Source organism: Bacillus sp. X1(2014), assembly GCF_007678255.1.
On sequence record NZ_VEED01000029.1, the window covers coordinates 20,259 to 42,671 of the forward strand.

15 protein-coding genes are annotated in these 22,413 nt (G+C 38.5%); 5 read left to right on the forward strand and 10 right to left on the reverse strand.

The window, feature by feature from the left end:
• The first annotated feature begins 47 nt into the window (after positions 1-47).
• On the forward strand, positions 48-1,205 hold the full coding sequence (locus tag FS608_RS27840; RefSeq protein WP_144555804.1) for a polysaccharide deacetylase family protein: 1,158 nt from the start codon (positions 48-50) through the stop codon (positions 1,203-1,205).
• Positions 1,206-1,265: 60 nt separating this feature from the next.
• On the opposite strand, the gene aspA is transcribed toward FS608_RS27840, so the two are convergent.
• Positions 1,266-2,684 carry an aspartate ammonia-lyase gene (aspA, locus tag FS608_RS27845; RefSeq protein ID WP_144555805.1) on the reverse strand — a complete coding sequence of 473 codons (1,419 nt, stop codon included), beginning with the start codon at positions 2,682-2,684 and terminating at the stop codon, positions 1,266-1,268.
• 259 nt (positions 2,685-2,943) lie between these two features.
• Here aspA and FS608_RS27850 point away from each other — a divergent pair, with 259 nt between their 5' ends.
• On the forward strand, positions 2,944-5,367 hold the full coding sequence (locus FS608_RS27850) for a cytochrome P450 (RefSeq protein ID WP_144555806.1): 2,424 nt from the start codon (positions 2,944-2,946) through the stop codon (positions 5,365-5,367).
• A gap of 76 nt (positions 5,368-5,443) precedes the next feature.
• Here the strand turns inward: FS608_RS27850 and FS608_RS27855 are convergent, their stop codons facing one another.
• Positions 5,444-5,866, reverse strand: a complete 423-nt coding sequence (locus FS608_RS27855; RefSeq protein ID WP_144555807.1) for a MarR family winged helix-turn-helix transcriptional regulator — start codon at positions 5,864-5,866, stop codon at positions 5,444-5,446.
• Positions 5,867-6,064: 198 nt separating this feature from the next.
• Here FS608_RS27855 and FS608_RS27860 point away from each other — a divergent pair, with 198 nt between their 5' ends.
• A complete protein-coding gene (locus tag FS608_RS27860; RefSeq protein ID WP_144555808.1) occupies positions 6,065-7,309 on the forward strand; it encodes an MFS transporter in 1,245 nt (414 codons plus the stop codon).
• A gap of 44 nt (positions 7,310-7,353) precedes the next feature.
• On the opposite strand, the gene FS608_RS27865 is transcribed toward FS608_RS27860, so the two are convergent.
• The 8 genes from FS608_RS27865 to FS608_RS27900 form a co-directional block, all read right to left on the reverse strand.
• A complete protein-coding gene (locus FS608_RS27865; RefSeq protein ID WP_144555809.1) occupies positions 7,354-8,238 on the reverse strand; it encodes a YitT family protein in 885 nt (294 codons plus the stop codon).
• A gap of 195 nt (positions 8,239-8,433) precedes the next feature.
• The gene (locus FS608_RS27870) at positions 8,434-9,162 is read right to left on the reverse strand and encodes a sirohydrochlorin chelatase (RefSeq protein WP_144555810.1); all 729 of its coding nucleotides are present in this window, start codon (positions 9,160-9,162) and stop codon (positions 8,434-8,436) included.
• 99 nt (positions 9,163-9,261) lie between these two features.
• Positions 9,262-9,861, reverse strand: coding sequence for an adenylyl-sulfate kinase (gene cysC / locus FS608_RS27875; RefSeq protein WP_144555811.1), 600 nt, complete (start codon positions 9,859-9,861; stop codon positions 9,262-9,264).
• Positions 9,862-9,876: 15 nt separating this feature from the next.
• Positions 9,877-11,025: a sulfate adenylyltransferase gene (gene sat / locus FS608_RS27880; protein ID WP_144555812.1), complete on the reverse strand. Its 1,149-nt coding sequence runs from the start codon at positions 11,023-11,025 to the stop codon at positions 9,877-9,879.
• Positions 11,026-11,063: 38 nt separating this feature from the next.
• Positions 11,064-11,777: a phosphoadenylyl-sulfate reductase gene (locus FS608_RS27885; protein WP_144555813.1), complete on the reverse strand. Its 714-nt coding sequence runs from the start codon at positions 11,775-11,777 to the stop codon at positions 11,064-11,066.
• 254 nt (positions 11,778-12,031) lie between these two features.
• The gene (locus FS608_RS27890; protein WP_260871845.1) at positions 12,032-14,068 is read right to left on the reverse strand and encodes a YhgE/Pip domain-containing protein; all 2,037 of its coding nucleotides are present in this window, start codon (positions 14,066-14,068) and stop codon (positions 12,032-12,034) included.
• Positions 14,069-14,195: 127 nt separating this feature from the next.
• On the reverse strand, positions 14,196-16,145 hold the full coding sequence (ltaS, locus tag FS608_RS27895; protein ID WP_144555814.1) for a lipoteichoic acid synthase: 1,950 nt from the start codon (positions 16,143-16,145) through the stop codon (positions 14,196-14,198).
• A gap of 266 nt (positions 16,146-16,411) precedes the next feature.
• Positions 16,412-19,567, reverse strand: coding sequence for an efflux RND transporter permease subunit (locus FS608_RS27900; RefSeq protein ID WP_144555815.1), 3,156 nt, complete (start codon positions 19,565-19,567; stop codon positions 16,412-16,414).
• A 156-nt stretch (positions 19,568-19,723) separates the two neighbouring features.
• Here FS608_RS27900 and FS608_RS27905 point away from each other — a divergent pair, with 156 nt between their 5' ends.
• Positions 19,724-20,584, forward strand: a complete 861-nt coding sequence (locus FS608_RS27905; RefSeq protein WP_144555816.1) for a TetR/AcrR family transcriptional regulator — start codon at positions 19,724-19,726, stop codon at positions 20,582-20,584.
• Positions 20,585-20,697: 113 nt separating this feature from the next.
• Positions 20,698-22,311, forward strand: coding sequence for an MDR family MFS transporter (locus FS608_RS27910; RefSeq protein ID WP_144555817.1), 1,614 nt, complete (start codon positions 20,698-20,700; stop codon positions 22,309-22,311).
• The last annotated feature ends 102 nt before the right edge of the window (positions 22,312-22,413 follow it).

The following is a 22,413-nucleotide window of genomic DNA, read 5'->3' on the forward strand; positions in this document are numbered from 1 at the left end:
ATGATTCTGCTCCCTGGTCATCACTTAAAATTAAGGGGGAAAGTGCCATGCGAGAAACCTTAATACTGTTTAGTATACTATTATTTTCTGTATCTCTTGTTTTAGGTGTATTATCTCAGGTTCACCGAAAAAGCGGAAAAGGAATTTATTATTCTCTAGCCACAATCTGTTTAGGATGTGTTGTATTCTTGTTGTTCTTTTACAACTGGAACCTGACGGGCCTTAGGAATGGTGAACCTGCCGATTCCCCTAAAACAGAGTCTCCCTCAGGTCCCGGACAAAATAATGATGGGAAGGAGCCGGAAAAGGAAAACCCTACTGGTGAGGAACACCCTCCATCCGGAGAGCCTGAAGAAGATGAACCGAATGACCCAGAGCCTGCTGCTCCTGAACAAATTATTCTGGGTGCTAACGAAATCGTTGAATACAAAGTCGTTAATGGAGATACATTATTTTCCATTTCCACTAGAGCCAAGGTGACTGTAGAAAAAATAAAGCAATGGAATAATCTATTTTCCGATACCATCTTTGTAGATCAAATCTTAAAGCTTTATGGAAAGAATGTGGAGCCGACTCCACCTAACCAAGACCCTCCACCGTCAACAGCCTCTTCTGTCATTATTACAAACGGAAATCCCCAGCAAAAGCGGATCTCATTAACCTTTGACGCTGGAAGTGATGCAGCAGGGATAAGAATATTGGATGTCCTGAAAAAGCATAAGGTCAAAGCTACGTTCTTCCTTACAGGTAAGTGGGTTGAGAAGTATCCTAGCCTTGCCAAGAAAATTGTCGAGGAAGGACATGAAATTGGTAATCATTCATTCTCTCATCCTGATGCCGTAAAAACAACAGCCAATGCGTTAAAACAGGATATTATCAAAGCAGAGGAAGCTATTAAGGCGGCCACAGGAAAATCTCCACAGCCCTATTTTCGTTTTCCTTTCGGCTCGTACAATTCTGCCGCGCTCAAAACTGTTGGTGCAGCGGGATATCCGTTAAGCATCCAGTGGTCACTTGATACAATTGATTGGAAACAGCCAGCCACTGAAGTCATCATTTCCCGTATTAAAACAGGTGCAAGTAATGGTGATATCATCCTTATGCATATCGGGGGAATAAATACACCGGAAGCCGTCGACCAAGTCATTCCATGGCTAAAAGACCAAGGCTACCAACTCGTCCCGTTAAGCATTCTATTAAAATAAAAAATGGTGCCTGACACCCCAATGGGGTGTCAGGCACCAAATATTATATAAACATAAATATTAATCTCTATCTAGGAGGGCTGCCCCTGATATTCCAGGTTTGGTCATTTCATAGATATTTAAAATCAGATCTAATTCTTCTTCGGTAAGAACATCATACTTTAAGCATAGTTCACGAACTGATTTTCCAGTAACGGTTGCTTCTCTGGCGATTCTTGCTGCCACTTCATAGCCGAGGTGCGGATTTACTGCCGTAATGATCCCGACACTCTTTTCGACATTCTCTTTCAAACGTGCCTCATTAGCCTCGATACCTACTAAACAATGGTCGGTAAAAGAACGGAAGCCATTGTTCATTATGCTAATGGATTGAAGTAAATTAAATACCAATACTGGTTCCATTACGTTCAATTCAAGTTGTCCTGCTTCTGACGCAAGACAAATGGTATGGTCATTCCCGATTACTTGGAAGGCAATCTGATTAATCAACTCTGGCATGACAGGATTCACTTTTCCCGGCATAATCGATGAACCCGGCTGACGTGCGGGCAGTGATATTTCTCCTAATCCTGCACGGGGACCCGAGGCCATTAACCGGAGGTCATTAGCAATTTTTGACATATTCATCATACATACTTTAAGTGCAGCTGAAACCTCTGTATATGCATCCGTATTCTGCGTGGCGTCAACTAAGTGTTCAGCATTGACCAATGGCAGACCACTAATTACAGCCAATTCCTTGACGACATCTTCAATATATTTCGGGTCCGCATTTAAACCTGTTCCAACCGCAGTTGCTCCCATATTCACTTCATACAAATTTTCACGAGAGTGGTTAATTCGCTTAATATCCCGTTCTAGCACACGCGAATATGCTTCAAACTCTTGGCCAAGGCGAATAGGAACAGCATCCTGGAGATGAGTCCGACCCATTTTGATTACATTTTCAAATTGCTTTGCTTTATCTTTAAATACCTTATGCATATCCTTCATCGTCACAAGTAATTTTTCTAGTAATCTTAGTGTGGCAATATGAATGGCAGTTGGAAAAACATCATTTGTGGATTGCGACATATTGACATGCGTATTGGGACTTAAATGCAAATAAGCACCTTTATCGTATCCAAGTAACTCAAGTCCACGGTTGGCAATTACTTCGTTTGCATTCATATTCATAGAGGTCCCAGCTCCGCCTTGAATTGGGTCGACGATGAACTGATCATTCCATTTCCCTGCAATAATTTCATCGGCTGCTTGGCAAATCACATCACCAAGTCCACTATACAACCGCTTCGTATTTGTATTTGCAATCGCAGCTGCTTTTTTGATCATCGCAAGGGCGATGATTAATTCTTCATGTATTCGATAACCTGTGATTGGAAAATTTTCAACTGCCCTTAGAGTCTGAATACCGTAATAAGCATCTGATGGTATTTCTTTTTTTCCTAAGAAGTCTTGTTCGGTTCTTGTAGTTTCCATGATTACCTCTCCCACCCTTAATAAAGACAATTAATGTGAAATTGTTGCTCACACAAAAATAATAACAGTTTAGACGACCTTTGTCTCTCTTTTCACAGTGATTACTCTGTTAATATAATAATCTAACAAAATTTATCTGAAGGTTTTGTATTTTACACCTTATATTACCAACCCATTCATGTTATAATCTATCTTAATATTATTTCAATATTATAAATTTATAGTCAATTTGATTTTGAATGGAAGGAGAATCGTTATCATGTTAACTACTGAGATAACATCTATACCACAACCAAAAACATATGGCCCGCTTGGTAATCTCCCGCAGCTAGACTTAAGCCAACCTACTCAATCCATCATGAAACTAGCCGATGAATATGGACCCATATTCAAACTTAAATTCCCATCGGGAACTGGAACATTTATCTCCTCTGCTGAATTAGTAAAGGATGCTTCAGATGTTTCTCGGTTCGACAAACTGGTCAACGCCCCTTTGCAGAAAGTCCGTGCCTTCTCCGGAGATGGTCTGTTTACCAGTTGGACAAAAGAAGAAAATTGGCAAAAAGCGCACAACATTCTTCTTCCCAGCTTTAGTCAAAGTGCCATGAAAGGCTATCATTCAATGATGGTTGATATTGCCGTCCAACTCATCCAAAAATGGTCACGTCTTAATTCTGATGAGAGTATTGATGTACCCGAAGATATGACAAGGCTTACATTAGATACGATTGGTTTATGTGGCTTTAACTATCGATTTAATAGTTTTTATCGCGAAAAATCGCACCCATTTATTACAAGTATGGCTTCAGCACTGGACGAAGCCATGAATCAAAGTAACCGTCTAGGATTACAAGATAAACTCATGGTTAAAACAAAAAGACAATTTAATCAAGATATACATACCATGGTTTCTCTCGTCGACAGAATCATCGAAGAACGCAAACAAAATGAGGACCATGAGGCTGAAGACCTTCTTTCCCGGATGCTTAACAGTGCTGATCCTGTAACTGGAGAAAAGCTGAGTGATGAAAATATCCGCTATCAAATCATTACCTTCTTAATTGCTGGGCATGAAACAACCAGTGGCTTATTATCATTTGCTTTATATTTCTTAATGAAACACCCGGATAAGCTTGAAAAAGCTTATGCAGAGGTAGACCAAGTTCTAACTGACTCTATTCCAAGCTACCCTCAGGTTCGAAATCTGAAATACATTCGCATGATCCTGAATGAATCGTTACGGCTATGGCCAACGGCTCCACTTTTTTCGCTATTCGCAAAGGAAGACACATTGCTAGCCGGAAAATATCCGCTTAAGAAGAGGGATGTTGTTAATGTGTTGCTCCCTAAGCTGCACCGCGATTCGAAAGCTTGGGGCGATGACGTGGAAGAATTTAGGCCTGAGCGATTTGAGGATCCAAAGAAAATCCCTCATGATGCATTCAAACCGTTTGGAAACGGACAGCGTGCTTGTATTGGACAGCAATTTGCTATGCACGAAGCAACACTATTAATTGGGATGATCTTAAAACACTTCGATCTAATTGACCATACCAATTATCAATTGAAAGTGAAGGAAACATTAACATTGAAACCTGACGGATTAACAATGCAGGTTCGCCCACGTGAAACTACTAATCGTTTTACTATTGCGATGAATGAATCAAGTGCAGCATTAGAAAAGAATACCAAACATGCAGATCAAATGAATCCATCAATTATAGGTGCACATAATACTCCCCTGCTTGTTCTTTATGGCTCGAACATGGGAACAGCTGAGGGTATCGCGCGTGATTTAGCTGTGACTGCAAGGTTTAAGGGGTTCCAAAGTGAAGTGGCAACACTTGATGAATTTGCAGGAGCGCTGCCAAAAGAAGGTGCTGTCTTTATTATTACCTCCTCCTACAATGGGAACCCGCCAAAAAATGCCCGTAAATTTGTCAAATGGCTCAAAGAAGACAATGCTGTATCATTCAGTGGTGTCAAATATGCCGTGTTTGGCTGTGGTGATACCAATTGGGCAAGTACGTACCAAGAGATTCCTACCTTTATTGATGAGAGGATGTGTGAAAGAGGCGGGACTCGTTTGTTCCAAAAAGGACAAGGTGATGCAAGCAGCGAATTTGAGCAACAGTACGAAGACTGGCATGAACAGGTTTGGCCAAAAGTTTTCGATTTCTTTGGGTTGGAAAACGATAGCACGGCTCCAACCAACAATTTATCTGTTCATTTTGTAAACGGATTCAATAACCCAATCCCAGCAGATGTAGTCCTAAATCAAGAGATAAATGCGCTTGGAATCATTCCTCGCAATTCAGCAGAACTAGTTGGCCGGGTTCTTAACCGCTATGGTCTTGATGAAAATACACAACTGATCTTAAGCGGAAATAGAGGCGAAGTTACCCACCTTCCTCTAGATTTTCCTGTTCGTGTGTGGGATTTACTAAGCTATAGTGTTGATTTAGCGCAAACTGTGACTCTCGCTCAACTTCGTGAACTTGCGGAGTTTACTGTCTGTCCACCACATAAAAGAGAATTAGAGGTACTCCTAAATAAAGAAACCTATCAACTTCAAGTTGCAGAAAAAGAAATTTCAATGTTACATCTATTAGAAAAATACCCGGCATGCGAGCTGCCTTTTGAGAGATATTTAGAGCTATTAGCACCGTTGAAAGCCAATTAAAAAAAGAGGTTGATCCAAAAAAGTGTTTATTACAACTTTTTGGATAACCTCTTTTTCAATTAACTCGAAACAACTATTATTTAAAAGACCGATTGAATTTTTCCAAAAGTACCCCGAATAATTCACGTTCCTCATCCGACCAATCTTCTAGTAGTTCCGCAACTCTCTTCAAGCGTGCTTCTTGATAATCAAATAATTCCTTTGCACCTAGCTCAGTTAATTGAAGAGAATAGGCTCGACCATCCAATGGATCGGGAATTCGATATAAATAATCTTTATGCTCTAGAGCGGCTGCCTGTCTACTGACTGTAGAAATATCCAGTTTAAATTCATCCGCTAATACTTTTACTCCGACAGCACCCTTTTCATTAATTCTTCGTAGGATTAAATAGGCCGATCGATCAAGATTCCCCAATTTCTTATTACTCGAAATTGAAGTGGTTCGGCGGATCAGAATTGCTAATTCAAGTTCGATCATTTCTAAAGAATGTTCATGCATTTACTTTCCTACCTCACTGTTATTTCCTCATATAAATTATGATAACATACTCACATTCTTATTTGTAAGGAAACACTATTTGACTGATATGGCAAAAGCACTATTGACGTAGTGGAAATTGATTGTATAATACAATTATATACTTTCATCATACAACTAATTCAAGAAGTTGGAAATAATCACATAGGGGGAGATTTAATGGCACTAGCACCAAAAACTAATACCGCACCACCACAGCAGATACAACTGAAACCCAATGAAAATGCAGGTTTACTTAGCCAGCCAAAAGCAGTTTGGGCTGTTTTTTTTGCAAGCATTATCGCGTTCATGGGGTTGGGTTTAGTTGATCCCATTTTGCCAGCAATTGCCGAACAACTACATGCCTCACATAGTGAAGTTACCTTACTGTTCACTAGTTATAATGCAGTTATGGCAGTTGCCATGCTTATTACTGGGGTGATTTCTACAAGACTTGGCATTAAATGGACATTATTGTCGGGAATCGTGATCATTGCAGTCTTTTCAGCACTTGGAGGATTTTCAAACGGGATTTGGACCCTTGTCGGACTTCGAGGCGGATGGGGACTTGGAAATGCACTTTTTGTAGCAACAGCTTTATCAGCAATTGTTTCACTATCAAATAGCGGAACTGCAAAAGCGATCATCTTATATGAAGCAGCAATCGGTCTTGGAATTTCTGTTGGTCCTCTACTTGGCGGATGGCTTGGTGGAATGTCTTGGCGAGGTCCATTTCTTGGGGTTGCCACATTAATGATTATTGCCTTTTTTGGTCTCTTTATTTTAATGCCAAAGTCAACCACACCAACAGGAGTAAAATCACGATCTTCTTTACTGGATCCATTCCGTGCCTTAAAACATCGTTCACTTTTAGTTTTCGGTATTGCAGCGGCACTTTATAACTTCGGCTTCTTCACTTTGCTTGCATATGCACCATTCGTCATGGGCTTAGATGAGCACGGGTTAGGATTCGTCTTCCTAGGCTGGGGAGTTTTGCTGGCTATTACCTCAGTTTTTATGGCTCCAAAACTGACTGTATGGTTTGGCACTATTAAATCAATGTGTTTAATGTTAATTTTATTTGCTCTACTTTTAGTGGTAATGGGAATATGGACATCGACACAATGGGTCATCATTACCGCTGTCATTTTAGCTGGCGCTTTATTAGGAAATAATAATACCCTTATTACAACAGCCGTGATGAATGCAGCTCCAGTTGAGCGATCAACGGCCTCTGCTGCCTATAGTTTTTTACGGTTTATTGGGGGTGCGATAGCACCATTTACAGCAGGTAAACTTGCCGAAATCTATAACCCAAGTGTTCCATTTTTAGTTGGAGGCGGGTTTGTAGTTATTTCGGTCCTATTTATCTGGATGAATAATAAACATATTAATCATGTAGATAATATCGAAATAGGCCATTAAAATGAAAGCAGGATCTGTGAATGAATCGCAGATCCTTTTTCTCATTAGTGGATATCTTTTTTCTTAAATCGGCCTCCGCGCACTTCTGAAATGTCACCGATTGCTAAAAAGGCGTTCGGGTCAATATCCTGAACAATCGTATTTAATTTTGATTCTTCCAACCTCGTAATAATACTGAAGATGACCTTCTTATTGTCACCAGTGAAGGCACCTTGCCCTTTAATATAGGTGACTCCTCTTCCCAGCCTCGCATTAATTGCATTTCCAATCTCTTCGGCTTCGTCACTAATAATCCAAACAGATTTAGATTCTTCGAGGCCGGCTACAACGGTATCAATAGCCTTCGATGCAATTACATAAGCTAGCAGGGAATACATGGCACGGTCCCAACTAAACACAAAACCTGCTGCACCTAATATAAAGATATTAATAAACATGATGATTTGCCCAACAGAAAATGGAACTTTTTTCGTGATCAAAAGTGCCAGTATTTCTGTTCCATCTAAGGCACCGCCATTGCGGATAACAACACCTACCCCTGTACCGAGTATCATACCGCCAAAAACAGTAGCAAGGAGAATGTCATCGGTGAACGCTGGAATGGGATGAAAAAAGGAAGTGAAAATCGATAAAACAATAATTCCATACACGGTAGATATAGCGAAGGTTTTTCCCATCTGCTTATATCCCATATAAACAAATGGCAGGTTTAAGATGAGGAGGAAAATTCCTAATTGCCATCCTGTGATATGCGCAAGCATAATTGAAATACCTGTAATTCCACCATCAATAACATGGTTTGGAACTAGAAATATTTCTAACCCAGTTGCCATTAGGATAGCTCCAATAGTGATGGCAATAGCTCGTAGAATGATCCTTCTTAGCGGTAACTTTCGGTGTTGTACTTTTTCTTGGGTAAGTTCTGTCACATTATCACATCTCTTCGTTAAAATTTAGTCATTATTATATCGGTAATATCTGAAACAACCTCGATCTATTGTTTAATTATATCATTTTTTTATCAAAGATGAACTTAGGTTCATCTTTTCGATGATTTACTTTGTTAATCTACCCTTTTTTTCCAAAAAAATAGCTAAAATCCTACGATTTTAGCTAAAATAAATTTATTCACCTTCTGTGGCTCGTTCAATAATAATATCTTCAATGACACGATGTTTACTCAGTTGGCTAGTGTGAATGATCTGCTGACCTAACTTTTGTCTGATCTTGACCATATGATCCACTTCTTTTAGAAGAAGGCCGGAAAATAATAAATAAGGAATGACAATTATTTTTCCAACAGAATTAACAGAAATGGATTCAAGCCCTTCTTTAAGCCTTGGCTCTGTTGCAGCTAAATAACAAACCGCTACTTTTTCAATTCCAAGTCGATCACTAATCCCTTTCGTAATCGCGGCAAAGGCCGAGTGAATACTCTTATCACTACTTCCCCTTCCGACAATTAAAACCGAATCTTTATGTGTCAAATCGGTGACCGTTTCCCTAACCATCTCAGCAATCCCATCGAGAATTTTCCCTTGAACACCAAATGGATCTCTTATCTTTACATTGATGGTTGGATACCGCTCGCAAAGAGAAGAAAGAGCTTGTGGAATATCTTCATTAATATGACCAGCAGCCAATAAAAATAAGGGAACGACAGTTATCTCCGTCGCTCCCCTATCTACACAGTGCAGAAAGCCCTCTTCAATACCTGGCTTGGTCAACTCGAGAAAACAGATTTCCTGAATTTCCACATTTATTCGTTCCATCACTCTATGTATAAAAGATTTGGCTTCTTCAGCACCCTCTTTTGAACGTGTACCATGGCCAATGTATAGAATTGCTTTCACCCTCACTGCTCCTTCCTTGCTTCACTTACTTACTATCCTCTACCATTCAAGAGATTGCCATACTTCCCTCTTAAGCGAGAGAAGTAACCACCTTCTCTTTTAGATAATGTTCTTCTCTTTTAGATAAGCAAAGACTTGTTCCACCGCTTCTTCAACTGTTACTTGATCTGAGTGAAGAGTAATTTCTGGTTGTTCTGGTGCTTCGTATGGTGAATCAATTCCGGTGAAATCCTTAATCTCTCCGCGGCGTGCTTTTGCATACAGCTGCTTTGGGTCTCTACGTTCACATTCTTCAATCGGGCATTGCACAAAGACTTCTATAAATTCACCGTCTTCGAACAAAGCACGGACTTGGTCACGATCAGAGCGGAATGGAGAAATAAAAGCAGTCGTCACAACTTTGCCACTGTCGACAAACAATTTAGCCACTTCGCCTATTCTTCTTATATTTTCAGTTCGGTCATAATCGGAAAAACCAAGATCTTTATTTAAACCGTGGCGAATATTATCCCCATCGAGAACATATTCACTGATTCCCCGGCGGAATAATTCGTTAGATACCGCATTAGCGATCGTTGATTTACCAGACCCTGAGAGTCCAGTAAACCAAAGGGCACAGCTTCCATGCCCATTTTTTTCACGTCGATTTTCTTTTGAAATAGTTGTGTCATGCCATGTAATATTTGTTGGTTTAGCCATAGATATAATTCCTCCTTACACGGTAGCTGTTTCTTTCATTCCTTCGATTAGTACTTCTACAACCTCTTTACGGCTAAAGGTGGATGGTGGCAATACGCCAGCGCGTAGCATCTCTCTTACTTTTGTTCCGGAAAGGATGACTCTGTCTTCCTTGCTATGCGGGCAAGTTTTATCTGAGGCCATTCCCTCACATTTGTTGCAATAGAAGCTATGTTCAAAGAACAAAGGCTTAATGCCTAGCTCTTCTTCTGTAAAATTACTAAAAATGTGCTGGGCATCGTAAGTTCCGTAATAGTTACCAACACCTGCGTGGTCACGACCGACAATAAAGTGAGTGCAGCCAAAATTTTTACGAGCAAGTGCATGGAAAATTGCTTCCCTTGGACCTGCATATCTCATTGCAGCTGGGTACACACCTAACTGTGCACGCTCTTTTGGATAATAATTATCTAGTAGCACTCGGTAGCTTTTTAAACGAACCTCTGCTGGGACGTCATCTGACTTTGTTTCACCAACTAGCGGGTTTACAAACAAGCCATCAACAGTCTCAAGAGCTGCCTTTTGAATGTATTCATGTGCGCGGTGAATCGGATTTCTAGTTTGGAAACCTACCACTGTCTTCCATCCTTTTTCTTCAAAAATGGCCCGAGTTTCCTTTGGCTCAAACCATACATCACCGAAGACACCTTTTTCTGATTTTTTAACTAGAACGATTTCTCCTGCCACGTATACTGGTCCTCTTTCATAAAGACGCTTCACACCTGGGTGGGCAAGTTCTCCTGTTTTATACACTTCAACTGCTTCCTTGTCTAAATCAGGTTCATACCATTCTGAAACTTTAATAACTCCATAAACTTCGTTGTTATAAGTAAGTTTGAATTCTTCTCCAACAACTAGTGATCCAGCAACCTCGTATGAAACTGGAAGTGTAACTGGGATGGACCAAATTGTATTGTCTGCTAAACGCATATTGTTAACAACAGATTCATAATCTGCTTTGCCAAGAAAACCTTTTAATGGGCTAAATAAACCAATTCCGATTAATTCAAGGTCACTTAAGGCAATCGCATCAATTTCTAGTTCTTTTACTACTGAAGTTAGATCGTAATTAGGGTCAAACGCTTGTATAAGTTTGCCTCCATGAGGTTTTGGTAAGTATGACATTTTTATCAACCTTTCAATTATAAGTTTTCATTCAATTCCTACGAGTGCAAACCACACTCTGTTTTGCTGCTGCCAGACCAACGTCCAGCACGGGAATCACCATTAGTTCCAACAGCCTGAGTACAAGGGAAACAACCAATACTTGGATAGTTTTGGTCATGTAATTGGTTATAAGGAAGGTCCTTTTCCTTGATGTATTCCCAAACCTCATCCCAGGTCCAATGAATAAGCGGGCAAATTTTTATATTTTGAAATTTTTCATCCTTATTTAAGAATTGAGTATCCTTTCTTGTTGGAGACTGCTCCCTGCGTAGACCTGAAATCCATGCCTCTCTTGGGGTTAATGCCTCACGTAAAGGAATAACCTTTCTAATTTGGCAGCATTGATTAGGTTCCCTTTTCCATAAGGCAGAGCCGTATTCTGCTGCTTGTTCATCTAAACTCAATTTAGGAGTTTTTCGCTCGATTTGAAGCTCTGGAAAACGTGCTTCAATTTTGTCGATTACCTCGTATGTTTCGGGAAAATGAAGTCCTGTATCTAGAAAAACGATTTGAGCATCTTTTTTAACTTGATAAATTAGATCAATTAATACTATGGCTTCTGCACCAAAACTGGAGGCATAGACAATTTTTTCTTCAGGATACTGGCTGTATGCCCATTCTAAAACAGCACGTGCACCCTTTGTCGGGTCTTCAATGGAAAAAGTATCCGAAATTTGATCCCAGTTTTCATAAGTCACTGCTTTTGACATCCCTGTGGACCTCCCTGTTGATTTACTAGAGTAATAGATCCATATTATAATGGACCTGAGCATGTGCTCAATATATCCCTGTATTTATTATTTAAAATTAATCCTACCATACACATAGGAATTGTCAAGTTGATTTATTATAATATTTTAAAAAGTATTTAAGAAGGCAAAATAAAACATTTATTTACCTAAGAAATTAACAAAGCAGACATGTTTACATGTCTGCGAATTCCTACTTGTTTTCTTGATACCCCCTAGGGAATAATCCTCGTCGTTCTTGCCTTTTCTGCTGTTTTTTGAATCCGTTTACTTAAAGGTTTTTTTAACATCAATGCTAAAAGTAAGCTCAACGCAATAAAGACAACCAGTGCGAATAGATCTTTTATCACGACCTCAACAATCATGCCGCCAACTGTCTCACGAAGCATACTCACGGCATAGGTAAATGGCATAAAAGGATTGATTGCTTGAAAAAATGATGAGGTCAAACTAACTGGAAAGGTTGCACCAGAACTTGAGATTTGCAGTACCAAAAAAATGATCGCTAACCCTTTTCCAATATTGCCAAACACCGAACATAAGGAATAAGTGATTGTGACAAATACCATGCTGATAAACAAACTAAAAAGTACAAACCAGAGTTTGTCTACTGCATACGTATGAATGAGAAATAAATCACCAAAGGAAACGATGGCAGCTTGGAAGATTCCGATGGTAAGAAAGGTAAGAAGCCTTCCTAAAAAAAGCTGGTACCCTTTAAAGCTAGAATCTGGATTGTCAACATCCACTTTAAGTGAAGCAATTAAGAGTGTCGCACCAACCCAAAGTGCTAGCATCGTGTAAAATGGTGTCATTGCCGATCCATAGTTCGGAATAGGAAATAGCCGGTTTGTTTTTAATAAGATTGGATTCGAAAGAAAACTACTTTCTTTTTGAGGATCATGCTTTAGAAACTGGATTAAATCATACATATTTACACTGCTTTCAAATCTTCTAATTTTATCAGCAGCACTCCTTATTTTCTCCTCAAAACCAGGTAAATCGTTACGAGCTAAGTCCGCTGCTTTGTGGACAGCCCTCACAAAAGCAGGAAACCTCGTTCTAAATAAATCTGATGCATTTCGAATATCGCTTTCTAAATTTGGTAAACCTGTCCGGACAAAGTCAGCGGCACTATGGATTTTTTGTTCGTAATTCGCAAAATCATTTTTAAAAAAATCGGCTGCTGTGTTAACATCTTTTGTCAGTTCATCTACTTTCTGATGTAGACCTGTCTGTGCTTCCACAACATTTCCATGTATTTTTAAGAGTTCTTCGAATATCCTGCTTATCTCTGCTTGTTGTTCTTTGGACTCACTCTGTGATACTGAAGATTCCTTCATTTGTTCAAGTGACTGAAGTAAAACGTTTTCTACTTCTGTTAAATTGGATACAGCACCTGAAATAAGCTCCCTCACATCCTGGATACTAGAAATTTTCTCTTGCAGGGTTATGACTTTCTCTCCTGATTCTTTGATAAGTGGTAACCGTTCTTCAACCTTTAAAATACTTGCAGCTGCCTCCTTTATTTCTGGTATTCTCTGCTCTAACTCGATTACTTTTTGTCCCTTTGCCTGGATATCAGGTAACTTCTTTTCGAGTTCAATCGCTGCTTTCCCCATTTTTTCTATTTCAGGCAAAGCGTTTTCCAAAGCAAAAATTTGCTTTTCAACATTATGTATAGATGGCAGCGCTTGCTCCAATTCAATTCCGGCTTTATAAAATCCATTGAAAATGGCTTCGCTTACTGTCTTAATAAATGCTTGGCTTATTTGGGCGGTTACACTTGATGCTCCTGAATTTACGATTTTAGGAGCAACAGCATTGATTTTTTCATTTACCCCGAATTCGATTTCTGGTTTTTGAGGGTTTATCTCTAAGATGCTCGACAGTTTCCTTGAAAAATCCCTAGGAATGATGAGATAAGCATAATAACGACCTTTTTCAACTCCACTTTCTGCTGCCTCACGACTAACAAATACCCAGCCAAGTTGATGATTCTTTTTAAGATTCTTGATGGTATCGTTACCGACATTTATTTTTTTTCCGCGAATTTCGGTTCCTTCATCTTCGTTACTAACAGCCACACGAATCCCAGATGTATTACTATACGGGTCCCACATTGACTTTATGTTCACCCAAGCATAAGCCGACGGCAGTACCATAAGTGCACCAATTAACAACACTACAGTAGGAACTCGAAAGATATTCTTCCAATCAGTTTTATATATGTGCCAAACTTTCCCGATCATAATCCCCCCTATACAGACTTCCTTCTGCCTATATCTTTTCACCTTTTGAAAATAATGATGCAAGCGGAATGTGTTTGTACAAATTGAAGGACAAAAAAACTGCCTGAGAATTTCCTCAGGCAGTTTACTATTTAGAGATGACATTTTCATCTTTATTATAGTTATATTGCGAACGGTCAACTGGAGTAAAGTTTTCAGGTTTGTAGAAACGTAATAAATCTCCATTAACAACCTTATCTGAAAGCTTTAATTTATATTCGACGATCTTTTGATCTTTTTTAGCTTCTTCAGTTTTTGCTTCATCCAATTTCATACCCGTTTTAGAATCATAGAACTTCCCGTCAATAGAAGTGATGGTTGAACTTACATAATCACCATTTCTGAAAGGTACTAAATCATCATGCTGTTCAGATAATAGGTCTGTTCCAAATTGGACATACTGTTTTGTATCTGTTCCAAGTAAGTGAAGAAGCGTTGGAAGAAGATCGATTTGACCACCGTATTCGTGGTTTACCCCGCCTTCCATTCCAGGAACACGAATAAATAATGGCACGCGCTGTAATCCAGTACTTTCAAATGGAGTTATTTCTTTTCCCATCACCTGTGCCATTGCTTTATTATGATTTTCAGAAATACCATAATGATCCCCGTACATTACAATGATCGAACGATCATATAAACCTGATTTTTTCAGGTAATCAAAGAATTGCTTCAATGCTTCGTCCGCATATCGTGCGGTTTGAAAATATCCATCGACAGATTTATCACCAGTTGTACCTGGTGCAATCGTTGCATCTTCTTCATTAATTGGGTACGGATAATGATTCGATACGGTAATAAATTTGGTATAGAATGGCTCTGGTAAGGATTCTAGTAACGGAATGGATTGTTCATAAAATGGTTTATCCATCAGCCCATATTCCGCAAGATCTTTTGAATCTATATTATAGTAGTTTGAATCAAAGAACTTGTTGTAGCCAAATGATTTATAAATTTCATTACGATTCCAGAAGCTTCCTGAATTCCCATGGAACACCGCTGATGTGTAGCCTTGCTGACCTAAAATGGCAGGAGCCGCTTCATAGGTATTTAACCCTTTTGTTGTATAAGCTGAACCTTGAGATAATCCATATAATGAATTTTCTAACATAAATTCAGCATCCGAAGTTTTACCTTGTCCAGTTTGATGGAAGAAGTTATCAAAATAAAGGGTATTTTGATCCTTCGTTAATGAATTTAAAAATGGCGTGACCTCTTCCCCATTCAACTTGTAATTAATAAGGAAGTTTTGCATAGATTCAAGATGTAAATAGATTACGTTCATTCCTTTTCCAGCCCCAAAGTAAGCTGGATTTGGCTCTGCATAATTAGATTTTGTATAGTTAACAACTTCAGTAATATCATCGCTGCTGGCCATAACCCTTTGAGCAGATGCTTTCGTACTTTGAACAGCATCATAAATGGTGTAATTGTACATCCCTAAATATTTTACAATATAGTTTCGGTCAAAACCTCGAGTTAGTAATTGAGGACGGTCCGTTTCTGCTAAAGCTAAGTTCGCACTTGAAATTGCAAGTGCCATTGAAAATAATGCCGCAACTTTCCCGCGATTCATATCCTTTACTTCTATTTTCACAAAACGGAAAACAAGTAAACCAATTAACACAATGACATCAAGAAAGAATAATAAATCGTATGGCTTCAATAAGGAAGTGACACTGCCGCTTACATCGCCAAAGTTTTGAGTCTGAGTTAAGGTTGGTAAGGTAATAAAATCACTAAAGAATCGGTAAAATAAGACATTTGCATATAAAAGGAACGATAAAAGAAAATCTATTACAATTAGCCCAATATACTTTTTTCTACCTTTTAAAAAGAAAGCAACGCCCAAGAAGAGTAAAGCAGATCCGAGCGGATTGATAAACAATAGAAACTTCTGAAGAGAATTTTCGATTCCTAAGTCAAATTGCGTTAATTGAACGATATATGTTTTTATCCATAAGAAAATTACTGTCAAAAAGAAAAAGCCAACATATTTATTAAAAATACTTTGACCTCTTTGCAATAAGTTAATCATATAGCACCTACCTTGTAATCTATGATTATATACTTTCAGTTATTATTTTTAATTTAATGAGGAACTACTGCCCCCAATAGTCTAACATCTATCCTAACAGCTAAATATGAACAATCCATGAACATTTATTAAAAAAACAAAATGACCAACACAAGAACATTACTATACTCTCTTTTTTTTAAATGTCAAGGCTCCAATAAAAAATAATAGCAACTGACTCTACTGTTAACAAAACAAAAGAATCAGCTGCTATTCATTTTCGTTCCCTATAACGGTTTCTCAACTTGCTTCTTTTCTTTTCGCTTCATTTTCATTAGTGTTTCATAAACAATCGGTACAATTACTAAGGTAAGCAGCGTTGAACTTGTCAATCCGCCGATGACTGTCACACCTAATCCTTTTGAAATTAGTCCGCTTCCTTCCATTCCTATTGCTAACGGTATAAGTGCACCAATGGTCGCAATGGCTGTCATCAAAATAGGACGCAGTCGTGTCCCAGCCGCCTCAAGGATGGCTTCTCTTGTTGATAATCCATCATTCTCTTTATGAATCACACGGTCAATCAGGACAATTGCGTTCGTTACAACAATACCAATTAACATCAAGGCACCTATCATAGCTGAAACACTTAAGGTTTCACCAGAGATCAATAAACCTAATAGTCCTCCGATGATCGTAAACGGTAATGAGAATAGAATTGCTAGCGGTGCTAATCCTCCTCCGAATGTAATAACGAGTACTAAATAGACAATCGCAATCGCTGCAAGCATGGCTAACCCTAACTGTGTAAAGGATTCTGCGATATCTTCAGATACCCCGCCAACCGAAACATCAACAGTTGAAGGAAGTTTTATTTTGTCTACCTTCTTTTGAACCGCGGCAGAAACTTTTGAAACATCTTTGGTCGTAATTTCAGCACTTACACTTGCATAAATACGGCCATCACGTCTGGTAATCGTATCAGATGTATGCCCCTTCTTAATATCGATAACTTCCTTAATAGGGACCGCCATACCCATCGGGGATTGGATCGTTTTATCTGTTAATTCATTAATATCCTCATATTCATCTTTTTCAACTTCTAAGTAGACGTTCAATTCCTTCCCAACATTTTCAATGGTTGTCAATACTTGACGCTGTCCATTACCAGCAAGTTCCATCCCTACTTGCGCTGCTGTCAGTCCTAATTGACTTAACTTTTTCTGATCAGCGACAAGCGTATACTCTTCATAGGTATCAGCAATACTAGTCTTCACATTTTTAAGAGTGTCCTTACTTTTGAAAATTTTCTCTATCTTATTTACAACAGGTTCAATTTCATCCATATTGTCACCATACACATTAAATGAAAGTGCATTGGATGATCCCATACCTGAAAAGTCTTGACTTGCCCATTCACCTTTATCATTTTGTTTGTTTAAATCATTGATAACTTTTTCAGATTCTTTAGAAAAGTTTTTGGTATCTTTATCATACTCTACAAAGAACATAGCTGAATTGCTTTGACCTGGATTCATAGGGTTTTCTCCGCCCACGGAAAACTGTATCGTTTTTACACCGGTTCTGTTCTCAAAAAATTCTTCAGCATTGGTTGCAATCCGTACCACTTCATCTAAAGTTTGACCTGGCTCGGGTTTATAAGTCGCTACTACCATTTTTTGTTCATCAGATGGAAGAAAACTTACACCAATCACCGGTACAAGGAACAAACTGCCTACTAATAATAGAATTGCTAATCCAAAGGTAATGATTTTATGGTTCAAGGACCAATTAAGAAGCTTTTTATAGCCTGAGGCTAATCTGCCTGGTTTATTTTCTACATGGGCTTGTTTGATTGATAAGCCCTTTTTAAATAGTGAATGAGCCATCATCGGGACAATTGTAATTGCAACTAATAGAGACGCCAATAATGCAAAGACAATCGTTAATGCAAACGGTAAGAACATTTCGCCTACCGGGCCTTTCACTAATCCTAATGGAAGAAACACAGCAATGGTTACGATAGTAGATGAAAAAATTGGCATAAACATTTCTCTTGTTGCGGCAACAATTAATTCCTTCCCACTTAATGTTTCATTTTTTAGAGACATCCGTCTAAAAATATTTTCAATGACAACAATCGAATCATCAATTACGCGGCCAATTGCAACAGTCATTGCGCCAAGGGTCATCATATTAAGCGTAATATCCATTTGTTTTAAAAGTAAAATCGCAATCAAGATGGATAATGGTATAGAAATAACCGAAATGATTGTAGTCCGGAAATTCCTCAAGAAAAGCAAGATGATAATCATGGCAAAAATTGCACCGAAAATGGCTTTATTCAGCATGGTTGCAACCGATTCTTCGATTGGTTTGCCCTGATCAAAAATGGTAGTAACCTTTAATCCCTCTACCTGATCTTCAAGATCACCTAATTTTTCTTTGACAGCATTCACTACATCCACTGTGTTTGCGTCCTGTGCACTTGTAATCTGCACTCCGATGGACTCTTTTCCATTTGTCCGTGATATAGATTCTGCTTTGCCAACTACCTCAATTGTGGCAATATCTTTTAATTCTACAGAAGGGACTTCTGCAGTTGATGGATTCCCTTGGCTAACATTGCCTCCTGTCACACCTAGTTGTCCTTGGTTTTGTTGACTAGCTGCTACACCTTGCTGGGCACCGCCCACAGATAGGATAATGGGAATTTTAATCGCTTTTAAGTCTTTTATTGTAGAAATATTCCCATCCATCACAACGGACTTTTGTGTGTCTTTGAATGTGTATAATCCTAATGGAATGGTAACATCTGATGCCTTGATTACATTCTTCACGGTATCTTCTGTTAATCCATACTGCTTTAATTTCGACTGGTTAAATTTCAATTGAACTTCGTCAACTTGCTGCCCTGAAATTTGAACGGTAGATACTCCTTCAATACCTTCAAGTTCTGGAATGATATCTTCCTCAGCTGTTTTGGTTAATTCCGCCAAAGATTGTTTTGTATTTGTAATACTTAATGACATAACTGGGAAGGCAGAAAAACTCATCCGGGTGACTTCTGGTTCCTCTACCCCGTCTGGAAGATCAAGATTACTCAAGGCTTCCTTTACTTCATTTTGAGCCTTTTCCATGTCCTTATCAAAATTATATTCTATTTGGATAGATGATGCGTTTTGAAACGAAGAAGAACTCACAACTGAAACCCCATCTAAATTCTCGACACGCTTTTCAATTGGTTCCGTCACTTTCTCTGCTACCTGCTCGGGTGTCGCTCCTGGATACACAGCCAAAACTGAAACTAGTGGTGTATTAATATTTGGAATGGTTTCTAATTTCATGTTCATTCCTGAATACAATCCAGCAATTGTAATAATAATGGTCAATAGCCATACGGCAAACTTGTTCTTCAATGAAAACTGAATGATTTTCTTCATTTTTCTCTCCTTCTTGTACCATGTTGACATTTCAGTCTGATTCGAATAGGATTGACTATGCGGTCATAACAAATCTAATAATACTGACCGACCAGTCATAAGTCAAGAATTATACTACGTTTCTACATAGAAACATCTAATAATGGAGGGTTTATTTTGACAGAAAAGGAGAAGGTAATTATTCAATCAGGGATGAAGCTTTTTGCTCAAAAAGGTTTTTCATCCACGTCGATCCAAGAGATTGCTACCGAAAGTAATATTTCTAAAGGAGCTTTCTATTTACATTTTAAGTCAAAAGATGATTTATTACTCTCAATATTGGAATATATATTTGAGACGATAGAATCAGGCAGGCTAGTTTTTGAAAACCAGGATTTATCCCCGCGAGAAAAATTCATCAAACAAATCAGTGCCTTTTTCAGAACATTTTTTGGTCATAAAGAATTTATGATAATGCTCGCCAAAGAACAGGCGATCCCCAGGAATGAAGAAATAAAAAAACTTTTATTCAAAAAGCGTTTTGAATCACATTTATTACATCGCAAAGGATTAGTTTCAATTTATGGTCAAAAGATTGAGCCTTTTTCCATTGATTTAGCCATGATTCTTGAAGGGTTATTCCAAACATATGTGGGATTAATGATGCTTGAACCTGCAGAATTTGAGATTGAGAAGCTATCCCATTATTTAATGAAAAGGATGGATAGTATCGTAAAAGACATTTCAAGTGAGGAACCCTTTATAACCGAGGAAAAGATGGAGAATATTATTAAAAATTCAAAGCAATTTTTCGAACCATCCAATGTAAATAATCTGATCAAAAACATGCGAAATGCAATTGACCAGATGGAAAATAGAGAAGTTTTAGAAATTTCATTAGACGTCCTTGAAGAGGAAATTAACAAACAAAGTCCTCGCCTTCCAGTCATCAAAGGAATGCTTTCCAATTTTAAAGGAATAGCAAAATTAGAACCACTCACCAAGGAAATGTCTGATTTTTATGGATTTGAACTTTAAAGGATATTTTTATTATTTATCCTTTCCTACGAAAAATATTGACTGACCGGACAGTTATAATGTATATTTTATGCCGGGACTTATTTAATAACATCTAGATAGGAGAAAATGATATGGCGATAGAAGATAAACGGATAGATACCAAATTAGTTATCACCGGTTTAATTATCGGTATGTTTTTCAGTGCTTTAGAACAAACAATCGTTGGAACAGCCATGCCGACGATTATATCAGAATTAAATGGCTTTACCATTTTTGCTTGGGTCACAACTGCCTATATGATTACATCGACAACGGTTGTCCCGATTGTTGGTAAACTGTCAGACCTGTACGGGAGAAGGTTCCTCTATTTACTAGGAACAATCATTTTTATTATTGGTTCTGGATTGTGTGCAACTGCCACATCAATGGAACAGTTAGTAATCTATAGAGGCCTTCAAGGGATTGGCGGCGGGATGATCATGCCCCTATCTCAAACCATTATTGGGGACATCTTTACAGCTGAGCAACGAGCGAAGTGGCAGGGAATTTTTGGCGGACTCTTTGGGTTAAGTTCTGTCATCGGCCCTTTCTTAGGTGGAATTATTGTTGATAGCATTAGCTGGCACTGGATTTTCTTAATTAACGTTCCTTTTGGGCTACTTTCAGCAATTCTAATCTTTATGGGATTAAAGCATGAAACTACCGCAGCTAAAGGAAAAGTGAATATTGACTATTGGGGAATTATCACATTAATTCCTGCCATTGTCTTATTATTACTAGGTTTAACATTCGGCGGGGATAAATTTGAATGGGCCTCTGCAACCTCTTACCTTATTTTCGGAGGTTCAATCTTGCTGCTAATCGTTTTTGGTTTTATTGAGCGAAAAGCGGTCGAACCAATCTTGGACCTTTCATTTTTTAAAAATCGAACGTTTGCAACGATGAATGCGCTAGGATTTTTACTGGGGCTTGGCATGTTTGGAGCAATAATGTTCGTACCGATGTACATGCAAGGAATTCTTGGTGTATCACCAACACAAGCAGGTTCAACCATGACTCCAATGATGATCGCCATGATTGCGGCAAGTATACTTGGAGGGCAATTATTACTTAGATTCAGCTTCCGCTCTGTACTAACCGCAGGGATGTTGCTTGGTGCATTAGGGTTCTTTTTAATGAGTACAATGGGCATTGATTCAAATGAATATACTGCTTATGCATATATGGTTGTTCTTGGCCTAGGAATGGGCTTAGTTATGCCAACATTAATGATTGCGATTCAAAATGAATTTCCAAAGTCACAGCTAGGAACAGTTACATCCGCTTCCACCTTCTTTCGATCGATAGGTGGTACGATTGGAATTACGATTTTAAATTCAATCATGAACCATACACTAAAAGGTGAAATGATTAGTGTGGCAAATGATGCTGAAAATCCAATTGCACATAAAGCATTAGCGGCTCTTTCTGAAAAAACTGATTCGTTATTTAGTTTGCTTCTCAATCCTAGCCTTTTAAAAATGCCAGAAGACATTCAAAATAGCGTAATTCATGGCATTCAAATCGCCTGGTCTGATTCATTTTCTACAGTTTTCTTAACTGGACTTATCTTTATAGCTGTCGGAGTCTTTGTAGCATTGGCCGTTGGCAAAGGTCGGATTAAAAGAGATAACGAACTAACAGATGGTAGTGAACAATCAATTCCATCGTTTAAACCAGGCCCAACGGAATCATATAAATCATAATTGAAGAGGGATTCTCCAGAATCCCTCTCAGACTGTAGACAAACTCGAAAAAAACGAGCTTGCCTACAGTTTTTTTGTTGTAAAATAGTAGTAATAAAATCT

Bases quoted from the DNA above. Each gene is read 5' to 3' on its own strand.
- cysC (WP_144555811.1), bottom strand. From the start codon at position 9,861: ATGGCTAAACCAACAAATATTACATGGCATGACACAACTATTTCAAAA.
- FS608_RS27890 (WP_260871845.1), bottom strand. From the start codon at position 14,068: ATGATCGGGAAAGTTTGGCACATATATAAAACTGATTGGAAGAATATC.
- FS608_RS27860 (WP_144555808.1), top strand. From the start codon at position 6,065: ATGGCACTAGCACCAAAAACTAATACCGCACCACCACAGCAGATACAA.
- sat (WP_144555812.1), bottom strand. From the start codon at position 11,025: ATGTCATACTTACCAAAACCTCATGGAGGCAAACTTATACAAGCGTTT.
- FS608_RS27900 (WP_144555815.1), bottom strand. From the start codon at position 19,567: ATGAAGAAAATCATTCAGTTTTCATTGAAGAACAAGTTTGCCGTATGG.
- FS608_RS27850 (WP_144555806.1), top strand. From the start codon at position 2,944: ATGTTAACTACTGAGATAACATCTATACCACAACCAAAAACATATGGC.
- FS608_RS27885 (WP_144555813.1), bottom strand. From the start codon at position 11,777: ATGTCAAAAGCAGTGACTTATGAAAACTGGGATCAAATTTCGGATACT.
- FS608_RS27855 (WP_144555807.1), bottom strand. From the start codon at position 5,866: ATGCATGAACATTCTTTAGAAATGATCGAACTTGAATTAGCAATTCTG.
- ltaS (WP_144555814.1), bottom strand. From the start codon at position 16,145: ATGATTAACTTATTGCAAAGAGGTCAAAGTATTTTTAATAAATATGTT.
- FS608_RS27910 (WP_144555817.1), top strand. From the start codon at position 20,698: ATGGCGATAGAAGATAAACGGATAGATACCAAATTAGTTATCACCGGT.
- FS608_RS27840 (WP_144555804.1), top strand. From the start codon at position 48: ATGCGAGAAACCTTAATACTGTTTAGTATACTATTATTTTCTGTATCT.
- aspA (WP_144555805.1), bottom strand. From the start codon at position 2,684: ATGGAAACTACAAGAACCGAACAAGACTTCTTAGGAAAAAAAGAAATA.